The following is a 21,538-nucleotide window of genomic DNA, read 5'->3' on the forward strand; positions in this document are numbered from 1 at the left end:
TTCTCCGTTGGGCTGGGGTGATTGTGCGCCATGTACGGCACCGCTGCCGCGCGCCTGCGCGGGTCAATCGCGCGTGGAGGCAGGTGCGAGGGTGAGGGTGTGCCGGGGGGTGCCCGGCAGGAATGGCGTGGCCCGTCCGTGCACCCAGTCATCGTGGCCGGCGCCCCAGAACGGGGACAGCGGGTGGCCACTTTGCCCGCCGGGCATGTGCACGATGCCGTCGGCTTCGTGCCCGGGTGAGACCACCATTCGCTCGGAGGCGCCGAAGGCAGGGCCCTGCACCCGCGGCATCGAGCCGTCGCCCGGCAGCGGATCGGCAGGCATGCACAGGCGGGGTTTGATGAAGGCGGGCAGGGCGTTGGCCAGGGGGTGGCAGATGCGGGCGGTATTGCGCTCACCCCAGGTCCGCTCGGCCAGCGGGCCCTTCTGCGCGAGTTCGTCGCGCACTTCGCGCGCGGCATCTTCCAGCAAAGCATCCCAGCTGGCGTAGCGACGCGGGAGCAGGTGCTGCGGCCGCTGCAGCAGCAGTGGCCATGCGATGCCTTCGAGCTGGGGCAGGTCCGGGACGGTGAAATCGTCGCCGAGCGCGACCTGCGCCGGCGCCGTGAGCCCGTCAGCGATGCGCGTGTGTACTGCCAGCCGCCAGGCGCGCACCAGGCGGTAACCGACCGATTCGACCGTCGCGCGACCCTCCCAATGCCTGCCCGCGCTCGCCAGGTCCCGCAGCGCCGGGCCGGCGTGCGCCGACTTCGCTTCGTCCTGCAGCAACTGCCACCAGCGCTGCAGGAACACGGCGCGGTCGTCGAGCTGGATCGCCAGCAGGCCCGCTTCGTCGAAGCGATCGCCCGACATCAGGCTGTCGCGGATCTGCTGCGCGCGCGCACCCAGTGCGTAGCCTCCGTCGCCGGCCTGCGCCAGGGCGTCGCCATCGAGCACGCGGGCATTGGCGGTCCAGAGCCGGTGCGTGGCGGGGTCGGCCAGGATCGGCGACATGCCGGTGGCGATCGGCCAGGGCGCGCAGGGACCAGGAGCGGGCGCGGCCGCTTCGCCGGAAGGGGGTGTGTGATCCGGTGGCGAGTCGGGTGAGGGTGTCGCAGGAGCCACCAGGCTTCCCGTGCAGCCGCTGGCGCGCACCGGCAGCGGGCCGATGATGCGCCACGCGATCCGGCCCTGGCGGTCGCCGACGACCAGGTTCTGCGCGGGCATCGCGGCCGTGCCGGCGACTGCCAGCGCCGCTTCGAGGTCGCCGGCGCGTGCCATCTCCGCCAACCCGACGTCGAGTGCGCCCGGCTGGTGCGCGACCCAGCGCAGGGCCAGCGCCGGTGTCGGGCCCTGTGCGTCGTGCAGCACCGGGCCCTGCGTGGTCTCTCGCACGGTGAGGTTCACCGGGTCGCCACCGGCGACGAGGATCGTTTCCGCGTGCTCCTGCATCGCGTCGCATGCCGCCGGTTCGCTGGCGTCGCCACCGGCGCAGGGTCGGACCGGATACCAGTCGGCGGTGTCGGCGTAGCTGTTGGTGAAGCCCCAGGCGACATGGCCATTGCTGCCCACCACCACGGCGGGCAGCCCGGGCAGGCTGAAGCCGGAGACATCCACCCGTCCACCGGGCGCGCGATCATCCGGATAGCGCAGGCGCACGCGGAACCAGATGTTCGGCGCGCGCAGCCCCAGGTGCATGTCGTCGGCGACGATGGCGCGGCCATCGGCGGTCAATGCGCCAGCCACGGCCCAGTTGTTGCTGCCGGGCGTGCCTTTGTCGGCTAGCTTGCGCGGCCGTGCCGAGTCGGGCGCTGGCAGCGTGCGCAGGTCGACCTGGCTGGCATCGGGCAGCAGTGCATTCCCGCGAGCCGCGCCGAACAGGGGCGCATCCCACTCCGTGCCGTCGTGCGCGAGCATGGCGTACAGCGCCGGCGGCAGGTGCTGGCGGAGCTTCCACATCCCCAGTTCGCGCGCGTTCTGCGAATCCTGCAGGTCGAAATACATCGCATAGCCGGTGAGCGCCGAGTCCGCCACTTCCCAGCGACGCGGCGCCTGGCGCAGCAGCAGGTAGGGCCAGGGCCGCACGCGCAGCGCCTCGACGCCTGCATTGGCGCCGTCGGCGTAGGCCTGCAGTTGCGGCATCCGTTCGCCGGCCACCGCGTCCATGTACGCGGTCACGCGCGCCCGGATGCGATGCATGCGCCGTTCCCGGTCCACATCGACCGCGACCGGCCCGAACAGTTGGGCCAGTTCGCCTGCGGAACTGCGCCGCATCAGGTCCATCTCGAAGTAGCGTTCCTGTGCATGCACGAAACCCAGCGCCCGCATCGCATCCGTTTCGCTGCCCGCGTCGATCGTGACCACCCCCAGTGCGTCGCGCTGGATGGACACCGGTGCAGCCAGGCCGGCCGCATCGAGCGCAAGGTCGCCATCGAGGGCGGGCAGGCTGCCACGCAGCAGCCACCAGGCCACCATCACCGTCGCTGCGGCCAGCAGCAGCGCCAGCACCGCGAGGCGTCGGATCCAACGAAGCATGCGTTTCCCCTTGCGCAGTCGCGATCCGGAGGACCGCTGGCGTGGATTATTCCACGCCGTGGCTGCCGCGACCGGCGGCGCCCGGCCCGGCCCAGTTGCGACTGATTCCGATTGGAACACCGGCATGCCGATTGCGGCACACTGCGCGCCGAGCGTCCCCGGAGTCACGACCATGAAAGGCCATCCCGAAGTCATCGACTGCCTGAAAGAGCTGCTGCGCGGCGAGCTGGCTGCGCGCGACCAGTATTTCCTGCATTCGCGCCGCTACGAGGACCAGGGTCTGAAGGCGTTGTACGAGCGGATCGGCCACGAGATGCAGGAGGAGACCGAGCACGCTGACGCCATCCTGCGCCGGATCCTGTTCCTGGAGGGCGAGCCGGACATGCGTCCGCACGCCTTCACGCCTGGCGCGACCGTCGTGGAAATGCTGGAAGCCGACCTGAAGGTCGAATACCAGGTGCGCGCCAACCTCGCCGCGGCGATGAAGCTGTGCGAGCAGCGCCAGGACTACGTCAGCCGCGACATGCTGCTGGCCCAGCTCAAGGACACCGAGGAAGATCATGCCTGGTGGCTCGAGCAGCAGCTGGGCCTGATCAAGCGGATCGGCCTGGAGAACTACCAGCTGTCGAAGATCAACGGCGCCGCCGTCGCGAGTTGAGGGCCTTGGTGCCGCGATCCAGCGACTAGCCGCGCTGGAGGCGGTATACGGCGGTCGCCAGCGCGGTCACGCCGTCGTCGCTGAAGCGGGGTTCGTGGGCGAGGATGTCCTTTCGCTCAAGCAGTTCGACCGCCCAATCCTGCGCGAACAGTTCGCGGACTTCGGCTTCCCCGACCGAGAAGGGAGGCCCATCCATCTGCGCCTGCGGGTACTCGAGCGTGATCAGCAGCCCACGACATCCGCGCGGCAGCTTTCCATATACCTCTGCCACGTAGCGCCGGCGCATCGCAGGCGGCAGTGCGATCAGCGCCGCACGATCGTAGAACGCGTCCATTGCGCGGAGCGTCGTCGCCGAAAGGGCGAACACATCGCCACGGACCAGGTCGATGGCGCCGGCGCGATGGTGCACGCCATCCAGGTCCTCCGACACGTCCGGTGCCAGGCCGGCCTCGGCGAAGAACGCGTCGACGGCAAGTGCGGACAGCTCACCGCCGAGCACCTGCATGCCCCGCGCCGCCAGCCAGTGCATGTCCAGGGTCTTGCCGGCCAATGGCACGAACACGCGCCCGCCGGCTGGCACACCCAGTGCCAGCCAGTACTTTTCCAGCAGAGGCATCACCTCGGCGCGGTGGAAGCCGGTTCGTCCTTCCTGCCAGCGCTGCAGCCAGAAATCCGCTTCCATCCATTACTCCCGTAGGGCGGGGCCAGTCCCGCGCTGTCTGGTGCCCCCTCGAATCGAGGGATGGCTAGACATCATTCGACCGCAGGGTTTTCGACCCTATGCCACATCGCTTGCGCGGGTTTGCGACGCGCCTTGCAGCAACGATCGAGCGAGACCGTCGACCTTCTACCGCGCTGCTGCCAGGCAGGTTTGCGACGGCGTTCGACGCGCCGCCGCGCGCTGCGTCAGCGAGCAACTACTCGACAGCGAGTCCATCGACCTTCTGCCACCCGCGCGGCAGCAAGCCACCCCGCGTGGCCCTTGCGCCCAGGTAGGCGTCCAGCTCCTTGAACGACAGCGACATCGTGCGCTGTCCGCTGCGGACCTGCAGCGTCTGTCCCGGTGAAACCGCGGCTACCGCGACGACGCGCTCGGTGGCGAGCTTGGCCTTGGGGATGTCGATCAGCTTGTTGCCCTTGCCCTTGTCCAGTTCCGGCAGGTCGCCCGCCGGGATCGCGAGCAGGTGGCCGACATTGGTGACGGCCACGATGCGGTCGGCTTCCGGATTGGCCATCGCCGCCGGCTGCAGTACGCGCGCATTCGGGGTCAGGTTGAGCATCGCCTTGCCGGCCTTGTTGCGGCCGGTGAGGTTCTCGAAGCGGGTGACGAAGCCGTAGCCGTGCGAAGACGCCAGCACGAAGCGGCTGTCGTTGTCGCCGCTGGCCAGGGCCTGGAACGAGGCGCCCGATGCCGGCGAGAAGCGCCCGGTGAGCGGTTCGCCGTTGCCGCGCGCCGAGGGCAGGCTGTGCGCGGCGGAGGAGTAGCTGCGGCCCTGCGAATCCAGGAACGCCACCTGCTGCGTGCTGCGGCTCTTCACCGCGGCGAGCAGCCCGTCGCCATCCCGGTAGGACAGCCCGGCGGCATCCACGTCATGGCCCTTGGCCTGGCGGATCCAGCCCTTCTCCGACAGCACCACCGTCACCGGCTCGCTGGGGACCAGCTCGTTCTCGTCGATGGCCTGCGCCGCGCCGCGCTGGACCAGCGGCGAACGACGTTCGTCGCCGAACTTCTTCGCGTCCGCCAGCAGCTCGTCCTTGACCAGCTTCTTCAGCTTCGAAGGGCTGCCGAGGATGGCGACGATCCTTTCCAGTTCCTTCGCCAGCTCGTCCTGTTCGCCACGGATCTTCATTTCCTCCAGGCGCGCCAGCTGCTTCAGCCTGGTCTCGAGGATGTACTCGGCCTGGTCGTCGGACAGGCCGAACCGGGCGATCAGCGCCGCCTTCGGCTCGTCCTCGGTGCGGATGATCCGGATCACCTCGTCCAGGTTGAGGAACGCGACCAGCAGGCCTTCCAGCAGGTGCAGCCGGCGCTCGAGCTTTTCCTGGCGATACTTGAGGCGCTTGGTGACGGTGCTGCTGCGGAACGTCAGCCATTCCTGCAGCAGCATCTTCAGGTTCTTGACCTGCGGCTTGCCGTCCAGGCCGATGATGTTGAGGTTGACGCGGTAGCTCTTCTCCAGGTCGGTGGTGGCGAACAGGTGGCCCATCAGCTGCTCGGCATCCACGCGGTTGGAGCGCGGAATCAGCACCACCCGCACCGGGTTGGCGTGGTCGGATTCGTCGCGGATGTCTTCCAGCCAGGGCAGCTTCTTGGCGCGCATCTGCGCGGCGATCTGTTCGATCACCTTCGACGGCGAGACCTGGTAGGGCAGGGCGGTGACGACGAAGTTGCCGGTGCCTTCCTTGATCCAGGTGCCGCGGGCGCGGACGCTGCCGTTGCCGGTCTCGTACATCGTGCGCAGTTCGTTCGCGCCGGTGATGATCTCCGCGGTGGTCGGGTAGTCCGGGCCGCGCACGTGCTCGCACAGGTCCGCGACCGTGGCGTCCGGATCGTCGAGCAGGCGCACGCAGGCACTGACCACCTCATTGAGGTTGTGCGGCGGCACGTCCGTGGCCATACCTACCGCAATGCCGGTGGTGCCGTTGAGCAGCAGGTGCGGCAGCCGTGCCGGCATCCAGCTCGGCTCCTCGAGCGTGCCGTCGAAGTTCGGCACCCAGTCGACCGTGCCCTGGCCCAGTTCGCCCAGCAGCACTTCGGCGATCGGGGTGAGCTTGGATTCGGTGTAGCGCATGGCCGCGAACGACTTGGGGTCGTCGGTCGAGCCGAAGTTGCCCTGGCCTTCGATCAGCGGGTAGCGGTAGGAGAACGGCTGGGCCATCAGCACCAGCGCCTCGTAGCAGGCCGAATCGCCATGGGGGTGGTACTTGCCGATCACGTCGCCGACGGTGCGCGCGGACTTCTTCGGCTTGGCGCCGGCATTGAGCCCGAGCTCGCTCATCGCGTAGATGATGCGGCGCTGCACCGGCTTGAGCCCGTCGCCGACGAAGGGCAGGGCGCGGTCCAGCACCACGTACATCGAATAGTCCAGGTAGGCGCGCTCGGCGTACTCGCGCAGCGGGATCTGTTCGAAGCCGTGGAAGGTGGGGCGGATGGTCGGGTCGGTCATGCGCGGCACATCGGGGGACAGGCCGCGATTCTACCCCGCGGCGTCGATGAGCCTGGCGCCGTGGAAGGCGTCTGCCCGGTGGGCATCGCCGCATCCGGGCAACGAAAGGGTTTTCTATTTTTCCCATGGCGCCCAGGAGAGGACTCGAACAGGGGAGGTAAGCACTTGATCTATAACAGGCGTCCGGAGCGTTGCGTGGAACGTTCTCCCTTGTTGTATCCCCTGTGCTGATCTCGGTCGCGCAGCCAGCACGGTTGGTCGGCGCTGGCTTGCAGCCCGTTGTGGCACTCGCATTGTCCAATGTCAGTGTGCGCGCCGCGGCACATGCCTTCGCGACAGGGTGCCTTGTTCCAGCACTCGTTCGTAGCTGATCAACGGCCCACGACCCGAGGCGCCGAGCACGGGGTACTTGACCGACCTTATAATTCCTATATTCTGGAAATATGGAAACAAAGATCGCCTTGAAAGCCCTGTCCGCCCTTGGCCACGAATCTCGGTTGGCCGCGTTCCGCATCCTGGTCCAGGCCGGACCGGACGGCCTGCCCGTCGGCGAACTGCGCGAACGGCTCGACATTCCCGCGGCGACACTTACCGCCCACCTGAACATCCTGCGTGCCGCGGCCTTGGTCAATGACCAACGCGAAGGGCGCGTTATCCGCGTCCGCGCCAACTACCTGCAGATGAATGGCTTGCTCGACTACCTGACCGAAAACTGCTGCGGCGGTGTGACCGCTTGCGGCCCTGCGCAGACCTGCGCGCCCAGCAAGAAGGCCTCCCGATGAACCGCTTTCACGTTCACCTCAACGTCGCCGACCTCGCATCAAGCATCCGCTTCTACACCGAACTGTTCGCCACTGAGCCCACTGTGTTGAAGCCGGACTATGCCAAGTGGATGCTCGATGATCCGCGGGTCAACTTCGCAATTTCCAATACCGGCCGTGTTCCTGGCGTCGATCATCTCGGCCTACAGGTGGACGACGACGCTGGCCTGCGCGAGCTGGGTCGGCGCTTGACCGCAGCCGGCGGCACAGTGGTGCCCGAGGAGTCGGCCACATGCTGCTACGCCCATTCGGACAAGCTGTGGACCGAGGATCCGCAGGGCACCCGCTGGGAGACCTTCCACACGCTGGGCGACGCCACGACCTATTACGCGGGCGAGCCGACCTGTGCCACCAATGGCGCATCGTGCCTGCCGGAGACGGCCGAGACGGCCCAGAGCGCAAGCGCTGGCGGGACTTTCTGTGCGCCGGCTTCTGGCTGTTGCTGAGGTCGCCATGGAGCCGAATCGCATCCGCGTCCTGTTCCTATGTACTGGCAATTCCGCGCGTAGCGTTCTGGCCGAAGCCACGCTGCGCGCATGGGCGGGTCATCGCTTCGAGGTCTTCAGCGCAGGCAGCCGGCCTGCCGGGCGGGTTAACCCATTCGCACTCCAGCAGCTCGCATCCGACGGCATTGCAGCCGCAGGGCTGCGTAGCAAGTCGTGGGACGAGTTCGCCACCGATGGCGCCGCACCTATCGATCTGGTGGTCACTGTCTGCGATTCGGCGGCCACGGAAACCTGTCCGGTAGTTTTTGGCGACTTCCTGCGGACGCACTGGGGCCTGCCCGACCCTGCTGCGATAGAGGGCACCGAGCAGGACAAGCGCGAGGCCTTCGCCCAGGCGCACCGGGTCGTCAAAGCACGCCTGCTCGCTCTGCTGGCGTTGCCGGCGCAGCTGTGGAATGACCGCGCTGCGCTCAAGGAATCGCTCGACCGGATCGGTTTCGTACAACCGGAAGACGAGACCGTTGGCCATGGCTGACCCAGCGCGGCGCATGCCGTTCTTTGAGCGCTACCTGACCGCTTGGGTCGGCCTGTGCATCCTTGCCGGTACCGCCCTCGGTCACTGGTTCCCGGATGCGTTCGCGCGATTGGGTTCGGTGGAGGTCGCGAAGATCAACCTGCCGGTCGCAGTACTGGTCTGGTTGATGATCGTGCCGATGCTGATGAAGGTCGACTTCGGCGCGATGCGCCAAGTCAGCCGCCACTGGCGCGGCATCGGCGTGACGCTGTTCATCAATTGGGCGGTGAAGCCGTTTTCAATGGCGCTGCTGGGATGGATCTTCCTGCGCCACGTCTTCATCGACTGGCTGCCCGCTGACCAGGTTGATTCGTACATGGCAGGGCTGATCCTGCTCGCCGCGGCGCCGTGCACGGCAATGGTCTTCGTATGGAGCCACCTGTGCCGCGGAAATGCAAACTTCACCCTGAGCCAGGTCGCGCTCAACGACGCGATCATGGTCGTGGCGTTCGCCCCCCTCGTAGCGCTTCTGCTTGGCCTTTCTTCAATCGTGGTGCCGTGGGACACGCTTGCGCTGTCGGTGGGTCTCTACATCCTGGTGCCAGTTGCGGTAGCCGCGCTGTTGCGGCGTTGGCTACTGGCGCACGGCGGCCCGAAGCGTCTGGGCGCGGTGTTGGCAATGCTTGCACCGGTCTCGCTTCTGGCATTGCTGGCCATGCTGGTGTTGTTGTTCGGATTCCAGGGGAAACAGATCGTTGAGCAGCCATTGGTCATCGCCATTCTTGCGGTGCCGATCCTGATCCAGGTCTACTTCAATTCCGGACTTGCCTACCTGCTAAACCGCCGCTTCGGTGTCGCCCACGAAATCGCCGGGCCGTCAGCGCTTATTGGCGCCAGCAACTTCTTCGAGCTCGCGGTCGCGACAGCGGTTGGCCTGTTCGGAGTTCAGTCCGGTGCAGCGCTCGCGACCGTCGTCGGCGTGCTGATCGAAGTCCCTGTGATGCTTTCCGTGGTCATGATCGTGAATCGAACGAGATCTTGGTACGACATCGGCGCACGGCAGGGGGCGTGAACATTAAGCGGACCCGTTGCGGGGGAGCTTCAACTTGGCGGCGGCCGGGTGGATTTCCTTGGCGGGCGCCCGCTGTCGCCGGAAGGCGTAACGATGGCATGCAGGCCTTGTCCATCCCGCAACGGGTAGTCGTCGGCCTTGGAGTTGCGAATGCGCGTCTGTGTCAGCGCGTGGCATTGCGGTCGTAGGGAGATTTTGTGCCTTGGGCGGCCAGGCTGGACTCGGGCGTTCTCCCTAACCGTGTCCCCGGCCCGCTTGGGATGCAACGGGACGAATGGGGAGTGCAGGCAACAAAAAACCCCGCTTTCGCGGGGCTTTTTGAGTCGTCCAGGTCCTCCGTGGGATCGCCTGAAACGTCGTGTTGGTGCCCAGGAGAGGACTCGAACCTCCACGGTTTTACCCGCTAGTACCTGAAACTAGTGCGTCTACCAATTCCGCCACCTGGGCAGGTGAGGCCGCGCATTTTGGGGGGTGCCTGAAATCTTGTCAACGCCTGCCGGCTCCACGCGGTGCTGATCCGGCCGGGGTGTACCATCGGGACATGAAAAAACAAGGCAATCGTGGCGGGAAAGCCACGGGCGGCGAAGGCCGCAAGGGCGCCGGGACGACCGGGGACAAGTCAACTTCGGGCGCGGCGCGGCCGGGCCAGGCGCGCTCCGGCAAGCAGGCCGGCAAGGGGCCAGGCAAGAAACTGCCGCCCTGGATGCCCGAACCTCCGCCCTCGGCCCCGAGGCATGGCTCCGGGGGCGCCCGCTCCGCGCAGTCGCCGCGTCCGCAAGGCGCGCCGCGCACGGGATTCAACGATCCGCACGCTGCGCGCGAAGCCGATCGTTACGCCAATCCCATCGCCAGCCGCGAATCGATCCTCGCCACGCTGGAGGCGGCCGGCGGGCCGCAGACGGCCGAGGAACTGGCCCAGGCCCTGGGCCTGGCCGAGCCGGATCGCTTCGATGCGCTCGGCAAGCGCCTGGGCGCGATGGTCCGCGACGGCCAGCTGGTGCAGAACCGGCGCGGCGGCTTCGCCCCGGTCGAACACACCAACCTGATCTCCGGCACGGTGATCGCCAATCCCAACGGCTTCGGTTTCCTGCGCCCGGATGCGGGCGGCGGCGACGACCTGTTCCTGTCGCCCTATGAAATGCGCAAGGCCATGCATGGCGACCGCGTGCTGGCCAACGTCACCGGCATCGACCGCCAAGGACGGCGCGAGGGCAGCATCGCCCGCGTGCTCGAGCGTGGCGTGAGCCGGCTGATCGGCCGCTTCGGCACCGAGGCCGGGATCACCTTCGTCATCCCCGACGACAAGCGCATCCAGCGCAACGTGCAGGTGCCGCCCGACGGCACCGGTGGCGCGCGCGACGGGCAACTGGTGGTGTGCGAACTGGTCCACGCCCCGGATGCGCGCCGCCCGCCGATCGGCAGGATCGTCGCGGTGCTCGGCGACAGCCTGACCCCGTCGCTGGTGGTCGAGGCGGCGATCCACGGCCACAACCTGCCGCACGAATTCCCGCCCGAAGTGCTGGACGAGGCGACCGCGGTGCCGCTGGCGGTGGAGCCGTCGATGATCGGCGACCGCGTGGACCTGCGCGCCACGCCGCTGGTCACCATCGATGGCGAGGACGCCAAGGATTTCGATGACGCCGTCTATTGCGAGGTCAACAAGGCCGGCTTCCGCCTGGTCGTGGCCATCGCCGACGTGTCCCATTACGTGCGGCCCGGCACGCCGCTGGACGACGAGGCGCAGAAGCGCGCCACTTCGGTCTATTTCCCCGGCTTCGTCGTGCCGATGCTGCCGGAGACCCTGTCCAACGGGATTTGCTCGCTGAATCCGAAAGTCGACCGGATGTGCTTCGTCTGCGACATGCAGATCGACCACGACGGCCAGGTCACCCGCTCGAAGTTCTACGAGGCGGTGATGAACTCGCACGCACGGCTCACCTACACGCAGGTGTGGAAGGCGGTGGGCGAGGACGACGCGGAGACGCGCGCGGAGATCACGGCGGTCCTGCCGCATGTCGAGCGCCTGCACCAGCTCTACCAGGTGCTGGCGAAGGCACGCGAGAAGCGCGGCGCGATCGAGTTCGAGTCCTCCGAGGTGCGCTTCGTCCTGGACAACCGCGGCGAGGTCACCCAGGCCGGGATGCTGGTGCGCAACGACGCGCACAAGCTGATCGAGGAATGCATGATCGCGGCCAATGTCGAGGCGGCGCGGCACCTGCTCCAGGCGCACGTCCCGGCCCCGTACCGCGTCCACGAGAAGCCACCGGAGGGCAAGTACGCCGACCTGCTGGAGTTCCTCAAGGAGTTCAAGCTGAGCCTGCCGCCGTGGGGCAAGGTCCAGCCCGGCGACTACACCCGCCTGCTGAAGAAGGTGCGCGAGCGACCCGACGCCACGCTGCTGGAATCGGTGCTGCTGCGCAGCCAGAGCATGGCGGTCTATTCGCCCGACAACGCCGGCCACTTCGGCCTGGCGCTGGAGGCCTACGCGCATTTCACCTCGCCGATCCGCCGCTATCCGGACCTGCTCGTGCACCGCGCGATCAAGCACGTGCTGTCCAGGCAGAAGCCCGAGGCATTCAGGTATTCGCCGCGCGACATGACCGCGCTGGCGCTGCAGTGCTCCGAGCGCGAGCGCCGTGCCGACGAGGCCGAGCGCGAGGTCGACGAGCGCTACCGCGCCGCATGGATGGAGCAGCATGTCGGCGGCCAGTTCGACGGCGTGATCAGCGGCGTGACCAGCTTCGGCCTGTTCATCGAACTGGACCAGTCCAAGGTCAACGGCCTGGTCCACGTGACCCAGCTGCCGCACGACTACTACCACTTCGACGCGGTGCGCAAGACGCTGTCGGGTGAGCGTCGCGGCATGCAGTTCCGGCTCGGCGACCGGGTCCGGATCATCGTGCTCAAGGCCAGCCTGGAGGAGCGCAAGATCGACTTCCGCCTGGTCGAGGACAAGGAGCGCGACGGCGGCCCGCCGCCCCCGCCTCCGCGTGGCCAGCCGGCCAAGCGGACCAAGCAGAAGTACTGACGCGCGATGGCGACCGACGTGCTCGCATCGCCGGAAGCGGCCGTGCATGCCGGTGGCTGCCAGTGCGGCGCGGTGCGCTTCCGGGTGACCGGGGTGCTGGGCGACGCCTCGATCTGCCATTGCCGGATGTGCCAGAAGGCGTTCGGCGCGTACTACGCGCCGCTGGTCTCGACCCGAGGCGCGCTGCTGGAATGGACCCGCGGCGGGCCCCGCCATTACCAGTCGTCCAACCTGGTGCGGCGGGGTTTCTGCGGTGCGTGCGGCACGCCGCTGACGTACGAGGCACCGGACGGAGTGGCCCTGGCCGCCGGGGCGTTCGACGATCCGGCAGGCCTTCCGCCCTGGATCCAGTACGGCATCGAGGGTCGCCTGCCGTTCGTGGATGGCCTGGCCGAACTGCCGGCCCGGCGCACCGACGAGGACGAGGCGTCGGCTGCATTCCTCTCCCGCATCGTTCCATGCCAGCACCCGGACCACGACACCGTCGCCTGGCCGCCGGCCGATGCGGACGGGCTCCCTGATTCCCCGCGTAGCCCCGGCGCCCCTGGGTAGAGCGGGGCTTCCCGTTGCTTTTTCCACCAAGCCGCTTCGCCGGGCGTGCCTGGCGGGGCCGCTGCCGCGCTGCGGGCGGACGCCGGCCGATGCGATAATGCCGGCCTTCCCCCGGCGGCACAGCGCATGAGCAGCAAGCAGAACCAGTGGATCGTCGGCGTCAACGCCGTGGCCTCGGCCGTCGAGAATGACGCCGAACACGTGCGCGAGGTGCTGGTCGAATCCGGTGCGCGCAATCCGCGCCTGGTCGAGATCGAGGAGCAGGCGCGGCGCCGCGGCATCGAGGTGCGCAAGGTCGCTACCCAGGCGCTGGACGGCATCGCCGGCCAGCTGCGCCACCAGGGCGTGGCGGCGCGCTACGCGGCCGTGCGCACGTGGGACGAGCATGAGCTTGCGGGGCTGGTCGAGGCGGCCGAAGGCAAGGCTTTGCTGCTGGTGCTCGACGGCGTACAGGATCCCCACAACCTTGGCGCCTGCCTGCGCAGCGCCGCCGCGGCCGGCGCGATCGCGGTGGTGATCCCGAAGGACAAGTCGGCGCCGGTGAACGCCACCGTGCGCAAGACTTCGGCCGGCGCCGCCGACCGCTTGCCGGTGGTGTCGGTGACCAACCTCTCGCGCACGCTGCGCGACCTGCAGAAGCTGGGCGTGTGGATCTACGGCCTGGCCGGCGAAGCGGAACCGTCGCTGTATTCGCTGGACCTGAAGGGCAATGTCGCGCTGGTGCTGGGCGGCGAGGCCGAAGGCCTGCGCCGGCTGACCCGCGAGCATTGCGACGGGCTGGTGCGTATCCCGATGCCGGGCGAGATCGAGAGCCTGAACGTGTCGGTGGCTGCGGGCGTGTGCCTGTTCGAGGTGGTACGCCAGCGCGCCTGACGGCGACGTTCCCCGGATGGACCGGGGCGGATCCGGGACGACCAGTCAGCCCGGGAGCGGGGAAGGCCAGGCGTTGGCGATGCGGCAGAACAGCCGCGCGGTCTGCTCGGCGTCGTACACGGCCGAATGCGCGTCTTCCGCATTCCAGTCGAAGCCGGCCGCCTGCATCGCGCGGGCAAGCACGGTCTGGCCGTACGCGAGGCCGCCCAGGGTCACCGTGTCGAACACGCTGAACGGGTGGAACGGGTTGCGCTTGTGGCCGCTGCGCGCGACCGCCGCGTTGACGAAGTTCAGGTCGAAGTGCGCGTTGTGCCCGACCAGGATCGCGCGCTGGCAGCCGTGCCTGCGCACCGCCGCGCGGACCTGGTTGAACACGTACCCCAGCGCGTCGCGCTCCGGCTTGGCCAGCCGGAACGGGTGGTCCAGGTCGATACCGGTGATTTCCAGCGACTTCGGATCGATCTCGGTGCCCGGCGCCGGAATGAAGTGCGCGCTGGCGGTCTGACCGGGGACGAACAGGCCCTGCTCGTCCAGTTCGATCGGGACGGCGGCCATTTCCAGCAGCGCATGGCGATTCCAGTCGAATCCGCCGGTCTCAACGTCCACCACCACCGGCAGGAAGCCGCGGAAGCGGCGTGCCATGGCGCCCGGGGGCGCGGCAGGTGCTTCGGCGTCGTCGGGGGTTTGCAGGTCGCTGTTGCTCATGGGCGAAGGTTAGCAGAGCGTGGTGGCGCGGGTCGCTGCGACGGAGTGTGCGCCCGCGATCGTGTCGCAGGCGCTGGCTTCAGCCGGCGATACGAGGCCGTCGCGATCGCGATGGCGTCGCCTGTGCCATGCGCGTCGGTGTCGTGGTCGTGCCCGCTCCTACGGAACAGCGCTGCCCAGTAGCGTGCCTTCGCCGCGCATGCGTTCGAGCATCTCCTCGCCCTGGGCCATGAAGGCCTCGTCGGCGGATACCCCGGCTTCGGCCGCCAGCGCCTGCAGTGAGGCGCGGCCACTGCCCGCACCGTCGGCCAGCAGTTCGAGGAGCCGGTAGACCAGTGGCGATATCGCGGCGAAACGCACCCGCCCCTCGTGGTCGCGCCGGACCAGCAACAGCGTCGAATCGGCCGGCGCGACGGCGGGGCGATGCTCCGGGCCGATCGTGTGCACCGGCCAGCGGTATGCCAGCGCACGCACGAATGGCGAGACCACGGGCTTTCCGTCCAGCAGGTCGCCGGTGGGATCGTGCGCCGGCACTGCGCTGTCATCGATCTGGACGGCCAACTCGATCCATTCGTAATGCGCCAGTTCGACCAGCCACGGCGGATCGCCCTGTCCGGCGCGCGACTCCAGGAAACGGATGAACTCGCGCGCCAGTTCGGGGAACAGCGGCGTGTGGCTGCGATGGTCGGCGTAGAAGCGGCGCACCAGGGCGGTCCAGGCTTCTTCCCCCAGCGTGCGCCGGATTACCGGGAAATTGCCGCCGAGCAGGCCGGCGATGTTGTTGAAGAACAGTTCGCGATAGATCGCCATCCGTCGCGGATCGATCCCCGGCGGTGCCGGATGGGCCTGCGGATCGCGCAGGTGCGCGGCGAAGGCTGCCTGCTGCCGGTGCAGGTCAGGCACGGAGCATGTCCGCGCCATGCCCGGGCGATGCCGCCTGCTGGAGCTGGCGGATGCGCGCGACCTCGCCGAGCAGTTCGGGCAACGGCGGCAGGTTGAAATCGCGTTCGAGCAGGGTCGGGCGGATGCCGTGCAACCGGTAGGCTTCGGCCAGCAGCGCCCATACGTCACCCTTCACCGGCGCGCCGTGGGTATCGACCTTGAGGTCTTCGGCCTCGTCGTAATGGCCGGCCACGTGGTACGAGGCGATGCGCCGGCCCGGCATGCGGGCCAGGAATGCGTGCGGATCGTAGCCGTGGTTGATCGCGTTGACGTAGACGTTGTTGACGTCCAGCAGCAGGTCGCAGTCGGCCTCCTGCAGCACCGCGCCGACAAAGCTGGCTTCGTCCATGTCCGGTTCGCCGGCCAGGGCCGGATGGGCGGCGTAGTAGGAGACGTTCTCCACGGCGATGCGCCGGCCCAGCACGTCCTGCACCCGGCCGATCCGCGCGGCGACGTGGCGCACCGCCTCGCCGGTGAACGGAATCGGCATCAGGTCGTAGAGGTGGCCGTCGTCGGTGCAGCAGCTCAGGTGCTCGCTGTACAGCACGACGCGGTGCCGGTCGAGGAAGCGCCGCGTCTTCGCCAGGAACACCTCGTCCAGCGGCAGCGTGCCGCCGAGCGAGAGCGACAGCCCGTGGCAGGTGAGTGGATGCCGCTCCGACAGTGCATCCAGCGCCTCGCCCAGCCGGCCGCCCACGCCGATCCAGTTGTCCGGCGCGCATTCGAGGAAATCGAAGGCGCCTGCAGGCGCGGCGCGCAGCTCGTCGAGCAGCGCGCGCCTCAATCCCAGTCCGGCGCTGGCGTCAGGCAGCTTCATCGTCGATCGGCGGAACGCCCAGGCCAGGCAGAGGATCCGATCGTCCGGCAGCCCGCACATGGTTGTGCGGGCCGTTGCCAGGCAGTCGCATCATCGCGGGGTCTGGCTCTAGCGAGGAGTCGGTCGGGCTCACGGCCCGCGCCGCCAGTTCGCGCTCAGGCCATGCCCCCGCACTTGCCCTCGCCGCACTTGCCTTCACCGCACTTGCCTTCGCCCGCCTTCTTCTCGCCGGCCTTGTCGCCGCACTTGCCCTCGCTGCCCTTGGCGGCGTGGTGGGCCTTGCGTTCGGCCTCGTCGAGGAAGCCGTCCTGGTTGGCGTCGATCTTCGCGAACTGGTCGGCCTTCTCCGGATGGGCGGCGACGAACTCGGCCTGCGAAACGCGCCCGTCCTTGTCGGCGTCGACCTTCTCGAGGCCGCACTTGCCTTCGCCGCACTTGCCCTCGTGCGCCTTGGCGGCTTCGCCGGCGAGCATGTAGCCCTGCGCCAGGGGCTCCATGGCGAAGGCCGAGCCGGCCAGGGTCAAGCCTGCCAGGGCGGTGCCGAGCGCGATGGCGGCGGGTGTCTGCTTGGACATGTTCGATCTCCGGGATGCTGGATGGAAACGTCGGCGCAGGATGCGGTGCGCCGGCCGCCGGGGGGACGCCAGTCTACCCCCGGTGCGTTATCCCGGTGTTGGCATCCGGTGCGCGCTTCAGACCGCGCCGGTGGTGCTGGTGTCGTCGCGCTTGTCACGCGGCGGCAGAGGCTGCTCGCCATGGATCAGGAACCAGACGTTCTCGGCGATGTTGGTCGCGTGGTCGCCGATCCTTTCCAGGTTCTTGGCCATGAACAGCAGGTGCGTGCACGGCGTGATGTTGCGCGGGTCTTCCATCATGTAGGTAAGCAGCTCGCGGAACAGCGCGGTGTACCGGCGATCCAGCTGCGCGTCGTTCTCGCGGACCTGCAGGGCCAGGGCGCCGTCGTTCTCGCGGTAGGCCTGCAGGGCCTGCCGGACCTGGTCGGCGGCGAGCGCGCCGAGCGACCGCAGGCCGGAGGTGTGCGGCATCGGCGGTGCGGCGTTGAGCGCGATCGAACGCTTGGCGACGTTGGCCGCATAGTCGCCGATGCGCTCGATGTCGGCCGGGATGCGCAGGCCGGCGAGGATCTCGCGCAGGTCGCGTGCCATCGGTCCGCGCAGGGCCAGCAGCATCACGTCGTGGCTGATCCGGCGTTCGGCCGCATCGATCGATTCGTCGTTGGCCACGATCCTGCGCGCGGCGCTGTCGTCGCGGCGGTCGACCACGTCCAGCGCCGCTTCCAGCTGCGCCACGGCGGTAAGGCCCATGCGCACGATTTCCTCGACGAGGTGGTGCTGCTCCTCGTCGTAGCTCTTGACGATGTGTTCGTGGGGCATGCTGGTGTTCATCAGCCGAACCTCCCGGTGATGTAGTCCTCGGTCTGCTGCTTCGAGGGGCTGGAGAAGATGGCCTGGGTCCGGTCGTGCTCGATCAGGTCGCCCAGGTACATGAAGGCGGTGTAGTCGGAGACGCGCGCGGCCTGCTGCATGTTGTGGGTGACGATGACGATGGTGTAGTCGCGCTTGAGTTCCTCCACCAGCTGCTCGATGCGGCTGGTGGAGATCGGGTCCAGCGCCGAGGTCGGCTCGTCCAGCAGCAGCACGTCCGGGCGCAGGGCCACGGCGCGGGCGATGCACAGGCGCTGCTGCTGGCCACCGGACAGGCCCAGCGCGCTCTGGTTGAGCTTGTCCTTGACCTCGTCCCACAGCGCGCCCTGGCGCAGCGCCTGCTCGACGCGCACGGCCATGTCGGCCTTGGACAGCTTCTCGTGGTGGCGGATGCCGTAGGCGACGTTCTCGAAGATCGTCATCGGGAACGGCACCGGCTTCTGGAACACCATGCCGACCTTGCTGCGCAGCCGGTTCATCGGGTACTTCGGCGAGAGGATGTTCTCTCCGTCGAGCAGCACCTCGCCGCGCGCCTCCAGCTTGGGATACAGCGCATAGATGCGGTTGAAGATGCGCAGCAGGGTGGACTTGCCGCAGCCGGAGGGGCCGATCAGCGCGGTCACGCGCTTTTCGGGAATCTCCAGGTGGATGTCCTTCAGCGCATGGAACTTGTCGTAGTAGAAGTCCAGGCCCTTGGCGGCCAGTTTGACCGGTGCCGGGGCGAGGCCCGCATCGGCATTCGCAGCCACGGCGATGCGCTGCATTGGCACGGCGGATTGGAGTTCGTTCATGGCCGGGTTCCGGGAATGGTCAGTCATGGGAGATCTTGTTGCGCAGGAGCAGGGCGCGCGCACCGAGGCTCACCAGCAGCACGAACACGGTCAGCACCAGCGCGCCGGCCCAGGCCAGCACCTGCCAGGATTCGTACGGACTGGCGGCGAACTGGTTCATCACCACCGGGACCGAAGCCATCGGCTGGAAGATGTTCATGCTCCAGTACTGGTTGCCGAACGCGGTGAACAGCAGTGGCGCGGTTTCGCCGGAAATGCGGGCGAGGGCGAGCAGGATGCCGGTGACGATGCCGGCCGAAGCGCTGCGATACAGCACCTGCACGGTCACCTTCCATTGCGGGATGCCCAGCGACAGCGCCGCTTCGCGCATCTGCACCGGCACCAGCCGCAGCATCTCGTCGGTGGTGCGCACCACCACGGGCAGCACGATGAAGGCCAGCGCGAGCGCGCCGGCGAAGGCGGAGAAGCTGCCGCCGGTCTGCATCACGTAGAGGGTGTAGACGAACAGCCCCAGCACGATCGACGGCGCCGACAGCAGGATGTCGTTGACGAAGCGCACCACCGTGCCGGCCTTGCGCGCGTTGCCGTACTCGGCCAGCCAGGTGCCCGCCGCGATCCCCAGCGGCGTGCCGATCGCGATCGCCAGCGCGCACATCACCGCGCTGCCGAAGAAGGCGTTGGCGAGGCCGCCTTCCTCCATCGGAGGCGGCGTCATCCGGGTGAACAGGTCCCAGTTGATCCCGGCGATGCCCTTCGCGGTCAGCGTCCACAGGATCCAGCCGAGGAAGAACAGGCCGAACAGGGCGGTCACGCACGACAGCAGCAAGGCCAGCAGGTTGACGATGCGGCGCCTGGCGTACAGGCGGCTGGAGGCGCGATTGGTGGCGGCGACGGCGGACATCAGTTGCCCTCCTTGCGCGCCAGCTGCATCAGCATGAACCGGGCGATCGCCAGCACGATGAAGGTCACGATGAACAGGACGAAGCCCAGCAGCAGCAGCGCCGAGCGGTAGGTCTCGGTCGCCTCGCCGAAGTCGTTGGCGATCAGCGCCGCGATGGTGGTGCCGGGCTCGAGCAGCGACGGCGACAGCCGCACCGAGTTGCCGATCACGAAGGCCACCGCCATCGTCTCGCCCAGCGCCCGGCCCAGGCCGAGGAAGATGCCGCCGATCACCGCCGAGCGGGTGTAGGGCAGGACGATGTCCCAGCTCACTTCCCAGCGGGTCGAACCCAGTGCGTAGGCCGATTCCTTCAGCCGGGTGGGCACGGTCAGGAACACCTCGCGCATCACCGAGGAGATGAACGGGATCACCATGATCGCCAGCACGAAGCCGGCGGTGAGCATGCCGATGCCCAGCGGCGGTCCCTGGAACAGCGGGCCGACCAGCGGCAGCGTGCCGAGGTTGTCGTTGAGCCAGGGGGTGACGTACTCGGTCATCACCGGCACCAGCACGAACAGGCCCCACATGCCGTAGATGATCGACGGGATGCCGGCCAGGAGCTCGATCGCGGTGCCGACCGGCCCGCGCAGCCAGCGCGGCGCGACTTCGGTCAGGAAGAAGGCGATGCCGAAGCTGACCGGCACGGCGATCAGCATCGCGATCAGCGCGGTGACCAGGGTGCCGTAGATTGGCGCGAGCGCGCCGAACTTGTTCTCCACCGGGTTCCATTCGGCCGAGTAGAAGAAGCTCAGGCCCTGCATCTGCAAGGCATGACGTCCGCCCCACAGCATCGACAGCGCGGCGCCGGCCAGGGCGACGAGCACGAACACCACGCAGGCGACCAGCGCGTAGCGGAAAAGGCGGTCGGCGCGGGCATCGCGCATGTCGCGTCCGCCGGGTGCAGCCAGGGTGGCATCGAAGGTCGTCGTGTTCATCGCTGGTCGCTGGAGGTGCCGCGGGGGAGGGCGGCGGAGCGCGGCGGTCCGGTGGGAGGGGAACGGACCGCCGGCTCCGCGGCGCGGGTCGGTGCCGCGTTCACGGCACCATGTGCGGGCCGACGCTTACTTGAACTCGGTCGCCCAGTAGGCCTCGATCTTCTGCACAAGCTCCGGCGGCAGCGGCACGTAGTGGAGCGCCTGCGCCTGCAGCTGGCCCTGCTCGAAGGCCCACTTGAAGAAGTCCAGGGTCGCCTGGCTGCGCGCCGGGTCCTTGGGCTGCTTGTGCATCAGCATGAAATTGGTCGCGGTGATTGGCCACGCCTGCTCGCCGGGCGCGTCGGTGATGACCAGGTTGAAGTCCTTCGCGCTGGCCCAGTCGGCGCTGGCCGCGGCGGCTGCGAACGAATCCGCATTGGGCTGCACCCATTGGCCGGCCGCGTTCTGCAGCGACGCGTACGGCATGCCGTTCTGCAGCGCATAGGCCAGTTCGACGTAGCCGATGCCGCCCTTGATCTGCTTCACGTAGGCGGCGACGCCCTCGTTGCCCTTGCCACCGACGCCGGCCGGCCACTGCAGCGAAGTGCCTTCGCCAACCTTGTCCTTCCACTCGCTGCTGACCTTGGACAGGTAGTTGCTGAAGTTGAAGGTGGTGCCCGAGCCGTCGGAGCGGTGCACCAGGGTGATCTTTTCCGCCGGCAAGGCGACGCCGGGGTTGGCCGCGGCGATGGCCGGGTCGTTCCAGGTGGCGACCTTGCCCAGGAAGATGTCGGCCAGCAGTGGGCCGGTCAGGCGCAGCTGGCCCGGCTGCACGCCTTCGAGGTTGAACACCGGGACCACGCCGCCGATCGCGGACGGGAACTGGCCCAGGCCGGCCGCGGCCAGCTCATCGCTGGGCAGCGGCTTGTCGGTCGAGCCGAAATCGACCGTGCCGGCCTTGATCTGGGCGATGCCGCCGCCCGAGCCGATCGACTGGTAGTTGACCTTGTTGCCGGTCGCGGCGTTGTAGTCGGCCGACCACTTCGACACCAGCGGATAGATGAAGGACGCGCCCGCGCCGGAGATCTGCGCGGCGACCCTCTCGCCGGCCGCAGCCGGGGCGGCCTGCGGATCGGTGCTGCCGGCAGCGGCCGTGCCTGCATCGCCGGCGGGCTTGCAGGCGGCCAGGGCCAGGACGGTGGCGAAGGACAGGGTGAGGAGGCGGACCGGGGCGTGCTTCATGGGCTCACTGCGGGGTCTTGGCCGGGCGGGCCGGCGGATGGGCGTATGAAATGATGTTTTTGTGACAGCCGTATGACGCGCCGTCCGGGGATTGCCG

Annotated in this window: 19 protein-coding genes, 1 tRNA gene and 1 pseudogene; 8 read left to right on the forward strand and 13 right to left on the reverse strand. The window is 68.3% G+C overall.

The window, feature by feature from the left end; translation table 11 throughout:
- Nucleotides 1–63: 63 nt before the first annotated feature.
- Nucleotides 64–2,514: a penicillin acylase family protein gene (locus MNQ95_RS11430; RefSeq protein ID WP_241952942.1), complete on the reverse strand. Its 2,451-nt coding sequence runs from the start codon at nt 2,512–2,514 to the stop codon at nt 64–66.
- Between the two features lie 172 nt (nt 2,515–2,686).
- Here MNQ95_RS11430 and bfr point away from each other — a divergent pair, with 172 nt between their 5' ends.
- Entirely contained in the window at nt 2,687–3,172 is a 486-nt protein-coding gene (gene bfr / locus MNQ95_RS11435; RefSeq protein WP_241952943.1) for a bacterioferritin, read from the forward strand.
- Between the two features lie 25 nt (nt 3,173–3,197).
- Here the strand turns inward: bfr and MNQ95_RS11440 are convergent, their stop codons facing one another.
- Nucleotides 3,198–3,854, reverse strand: coding sequence for a thiopurine S-methyltransferase (locus MNQ95_RS11440; protein WP_241952944.1), 657 nt, complete (start codon nt 3,852–3,854; stop codon nt 3,198–3,200).
- Nucleotides 3,855–4,089: 235 nt separating this feature from the next.
- Complete coding sequence (gene parC / locus MNQ95_RS11445; protein WP_241952945.1) at nt 4,090–6,339, reverse strand: DNA topoisomerase IV subunit A; 2,250 nt, start codon at nt 6,337–6,339, stop codon at nt 4,090–4,092.
- Between the two features lie 443 nt (nt 6,340–6,782).
- On the opposite strand from parC, the gene MNQ95_RS11450 reads away from it, so the two are divergent.
- From MNQ95_RS11450 to arsB, 4 genes are read left to right on the forward strand one after another with little or no spacing between them, the layout of a single operon-like run.
- Nucleotides 6,783–7,121, forward strand: a complete 339-nt coding sequence (locus tag MNQ95_RS11450) for an ArsR/SmtB family transcription factor (protein ID WP_162410094.1) — start codon at nt 6,783–6,785, stop codon at nt 7,119–7,121.
- Entirely contained in the window at nt 7,118–7,606 is a 489-nt protein-coding gene (locus MNQ95_RS11455) for an ArsI/CadI family heavy metal resistance metalloenzyme (RefSeq protein ID WP_162410093.1), read from the forward strand. Before MNQ95_RS11450 ends, MNQ95_RS11455 begins: the two co-directional genes overlap by 4 nt.
- A gap of 7 nt (nt 7,607–7,613) precedes the next feature.
- Nucleotides 7,614–8,141, forward strand: coding sequence for an arsenate reductase ArsC (locus MNQ95_RS11460; RefSeq protein WP_241952946.1), 528 nt, complete (start codon nt 7,614–7,616; stop codon nt 8,139–8,141).
- A gap of 13 nt (nt 8,142–8,154) precedes the next feature.
- Entirely contained in the window at nt 8,155–9,192 is a 1,038-nt protein-coding gene (arsB, locus tag MNQ95_RS11465) for an ACR3 family arsenite efflux transporter (protein WP_162410240.1), read from the forward strand.
- Between the two features lie 362 nt (nt 9,193–9,554).
- Here the strand turns inward: arsB and MNQ95_RS11470 are convergent.
- Nucleotides 9,555–9,639, reverse strand: a tRNA-Leu gene (locus MNQ95_RS11470).
- A gap of 328 nt (nt 9,640–9,967) precedes the next feature.
- Here MNQ95_RS11470 and rnr point away from each other — a divergent pair.
- From rnr to rlmB, 3 genes and pseudogenes are all read left to right on the forward strand, one after another.
- A pseudogene (gene rnr / locus MNQ95_RS11475) lies at nt 9,968–12,220 on the forward strand (ribonuclease R); the annotation flags it as partial.
- Between the two features lie 6 nt (nt 12,221–12,226).
- Complete coding sequence (locus tag MNQ95_RS11480) at nt 12,227–12,772, forward strand: GFA family protein (protein WP_241952947.1); 546 nt, start codon at nt 12,227–12,229, stop codon at nt 12,770–12,772.
- Between the two features lie 126 nt (nt 12,773–12,898).
- On the forward strand, nt 12,899–13,645 hold the full coding sequence (gene rlmB / locus MNQ95_RS11485; protein ID WP_241952948.1) for a 23S rRNA (guanosine(2251)-2'-O)-methyltransferase RlmB: 747 nt from the start codon (nt 12,899–12,901) through the stop codon (nt 13,643–13,645).
- A gap of 45 nt (nt 13,646–13,690) precedes the next feature.
- On the opposite strand, the gene rnt is transcribed toward rlmB, so the two are convergent.
- From rnt to pstS, 9 genes are all read right to left on the reverse strand, one after another.
- Complete coding sequence (gene rnt, locus MNQ95_RS11490) at nt 13,691–14,287, reverse strand: ribonuclease T (protein ID WP_425501333.1); 597 nt, start codon at nt 14,285–14,287, stop codon at nt 13,691–13,693.
- A 222-nt stretch (nt 14,288–14,509) separates the two neighbouring features.
- Nucleotides 14,510–15,253, reverse strand: a complete 744-nt coding sequence (locus MNQ95_RS11495; protein ID WP_238390324.1) for an HvfC family RiPP maturation protein — start codon at nt 15,251–15,253, stop codon at nt 14,510–14,512.
- A complete protein-coding gene (locus MNQ95_RS11500) occupies nt 15,246–16,109 on the reverse strand; it encodes an HvfB family MNIO-type RiPP peptide maturase (RefSeq protein WP_241952949.1) in 864 nt (287 codons plus the stop codon). The genes MNQ95_RS11495 and MNQ95_RS11500 overlap by 8 nt, the downstream gene beginning before the upstream one ends.
- 155 nt (nt 16,110–16,264) lie before the next feature.
- Nucleotides 16,265–16,684, reverse strand: a complete 420-nt coding sequence (locus tag MNQ95_RS11505; RefSeq protein ID WP_162410085.1) for an HvfA family oxazolone/thioamide-modified RiPP metallophore — start codon at nt 16,682–16,684, stop codon at nt 16,265–16,267.
- Between the two features lie 117 nt (nt 16,685–16,801).
- Nucleotides 16,802–17,515 (reverse strand): phosphate signaling complex protein PhoU, encoded by a 714-nt coding sequence (gene phoU / locus MNQ95_RS11510; RefSeq protein WP_162410084.1) that lies wholly within the window; start codon nt 17,513–17,515, stop codon nt 16,802–16,804.
- Entirely contained in the window at nt 17,515–18,345 is an 831-nt protein-coding gene (pstB, locus tag MNQ95_RS11515; protein WP_241952950.1) for a phosphate ABC transporter ATP-binding protein PstB, read from the reverse strand. The genes phoU and pstB overlap by 1 nt, the downstream gene beginning before the upstream one ends.
- Nucleotides 18,346–18,364: 19 nt before the next feature.
- Nucleotides 18,365–19,246, reverse strand: coding sequence for a phosphate ABC transporter permease PstA (gene pstA, locus MNQ95_RS11520; RefSeq protein ID WP_241952951.1), 882 nt, complete (start codon nt 19,244–19,246; stop codon nt 18,365–18,367).
- The gene (gene pstC / locus MNQ95_RS11525) at nt 19,246–20,220 is read right to left on the reverse strand and encodes a phosphate ABC transporter permease subunit PstC (RefSeq protein ID WP_241952952.1); all 975 of its coding nucleotides are present in this window, start codon (nt 20,218–20,220) and stop codon (nt 19,246–19,248) included. Before pstC ends, pstA begins: the two co-directional genes overlap by 1 nt.
- A gap of 126 nt (nt 20,221–20,346) precedes the next feature.
- Complete coding sequence (gene pstS, locus MNQ95_RS11530; protein ID WP_241952953.1) at nt 20,347–21,441, reverse strand: phosphate ABC transporter substrate-binding protein PstS; 1,095 nt, start codon at nt 21,439–21,441, stop codon at nt 20,347–20,349.
- Between the last annotated feature and the right edge of the window lie 97 nt (nt 21,442–21,538).

The sequence above is a fragment of the Pseudoxanthomonas daejeonensis genome, assembly GCF_022637495.1.
In the GTDB taxonomy this organism is placed as follows: domain Bacteria; phylum Pseudomonadota; class Gammaproteobacteria; order Xanthomonadales; family Xanthomonadaceae; genus Pseudoxanthomonas; species Pseudoxanthomonas daejeonensis.